The organism is Cephaloticoccus capnophilus (assembly GCF_001580045.1).
GTDB lineage: Bacteria > Verrucomicrobiota > Verrucomicrobiia > Opitutales > Opitutaceae > Cephaloticoccus > Cephaloticoccus capnophilus.
In genome coordinates this window covers 1-2,103 of sequence record NZ_LSZP01000052.1, presented here as the reverse complement: position 1 = coordinate 2,103, position 2,103 = coordinate 1, and the positions used below count along the sequence as shown (strand labels likewise).

The window sequence follows — 2,103 nt, the reverse complement described above, 5'->3', positions numbered from 1 at the left end:
TCATGTTGCCGCCCAGGGCGGGTGTGAGCGGGGATTCCCAAGCCCGGGTCACCTCCTACGAGCACCTCTTGTTTCGAGTAACCGTAGAAAGCCGAAACCCCAGGTGTCATTTTGTAAACGAAACCGGCAGATGGGAGCGTTGCCTCTGCTCTATTGTCAGAGCGCACTCCTGTCTGGTTGTTATAAACATTGGAAGCGTAGCGGTTTTGCGAAAGGCTGCCGCTGAGCACGAGGCGGTCTTCGAAGAGGTTAATCACCTCATAAATATAGACTTGGTTACTACGATGGCGTTCCGATACGTTGAAGTGCCAGTCGATATCGGGATCAAACGCATAAGCCGGAGGCGTATAGTTATTCGCAAAATCGTAGTAGATCCCATCGTCTACATAATTTCTTTGCCGAAAGTGTTGGCTGATGTAGTTAAATGCATAGCCGGCGACCGTTTGCGATTTCCAATTGGCCGCTGTGTGTTCGTAGACGAAGTCGTTTTGGAAACTCCCCTTCATACGTAGTGGCCATTCTTTAACGCCACCAAGCTTGTATGTGGGGTTGTCGTTAAAGGTGCCGTCCCAATACCACTCCCCGGTGATAGGGTCGAGCCGGATGGGGTCTACAACTACTCCTGTTTGCCCGAGATAGGGAGCACTCGGCCCGAGGCCGTTTGAGCGCGCGTCCGACACGGCCCAGCTTCCCGCGACTCGCATCGAGAGTTTGTCGGTAATCTGTGAAGTAAGAAAAAAGCGGGTGTTATGCGATTTTTGGTGGGAGGTGATATTGCGCCCTGTGTATTGGAAATCGCGTGGCAGGCCTTCTGGCAGATTAATGTTGTTGCGACCCACAGCGTAAACGGAAAGCGGGGCCATACCAGCAGGAGCATCCACCTTTTGTATTTGAAACTGGAGGGTGAACTCAGTCGTTGGGCTAAGCCGGTAGGTAAACATTGGCATCACCGTGGTGTTTTGGTGAAACACCCCCTGTCCGTAGTGGTCGGCGTCGGTGAAGGCCCCGACCACGCGCAAGGCGAGCTTATCGTTGACCACATAATTAGCATCGAGCTCGGCTCGGTTAGCATCGTAGCGGCCGACTTGATAGGACAGGTAGCCCTTGTTTGTGAATAGAGGCTTCTTGGAGATGTTGTTAACAACACCTCCGGGCAGACCTTGTGGGGCGAGGATCGCATTGGGACCCTTTACAAACTCAATCCGCTCGACGATAATCGGGTCTTGGCTGGCTGGGCTGAGGGCGAAGCCATCTATGGTCAATTCAAAGTCGATGAAGCCGCGAACATTCATTATGTCCAGCACCAACGGGATCGCCCCATAAGTGCTAAGGCCTGCTACATACTTGGTCGCATCGGTGAGGCGAGCTGTGCCGATGTCCTGCATAAGCTCGCTAGTGACGACCGAGATGCTTTGGCTGGAGTCCATCAAGCTCATCCGAACCCGAGTACCGGAGCTGGATTCAGTGGCTTGGTAACGGCCGATATCTGCTCTCTCTTGGATTGCGAAGGGCGAGAGTCGGACGATTTCTTCGTCGTCTTGCCCAGGAGATTGCTGAGCGTGGAGCGAGCCCAAAGCGAAAGTACAAAGGCTCAATGCGATCGGGAGTAATTTGGGGTGTTTCTTGGGAGTACAGATCTTGGGTGTGTTCATAGTACGGGTCTTGGGGTTATTTATTTTAGCGCCCGAAAATGCGGGCGCTAAAAAGCCAGTCACGGACACAGGCCGTAACTGGCTGGGGAAAGTGATTTCCTAATAACGTAAGTTACTTTAAATAAATAGCTTGACACAAATCTGGCGCAGTTTACCTCAGCTTCCGAGCTTCCGAGCTTCCGAGCTTCCGAGCTTCCGAGCTTCCGAGCTTCCGAGCTTCCGAGCTTCCAGCGACAGAGCAGACGCGACGCAGTCGCGGCTGCTTGCTCGTCTAAAGTGAGATAGTATGCCGGGGTAAGCATCGGGTGGGGTAACGAACTAGATACGTAGTTCCCTCCTTGCTCAAAATGCAAGTCATAAAGGGTCTTAGGAGGCAAACACGTTTGCCTCCTAAGTCCCTTCGTAATTACAGCGTTGCGGAAAGCCCATTACAGCTGAGCTTCCACTGCGC

At 52.8% G+C, this 2,103-nt stretch carries 1 protein-coding gene; it reads right to left on the bottom strand.

Annotated features, from left to right (window positions below):
* On the bottom strand, positions 1-1,652 hold a 1,652-nt coding region (locus AXK12_RS06800), incomplete at its 3' end, for a TonB-dependent siderophore receptor (protein ID WP_068712788.1).
* Positions 1,653-2,103: the final 451 nt, after the last annotated feature.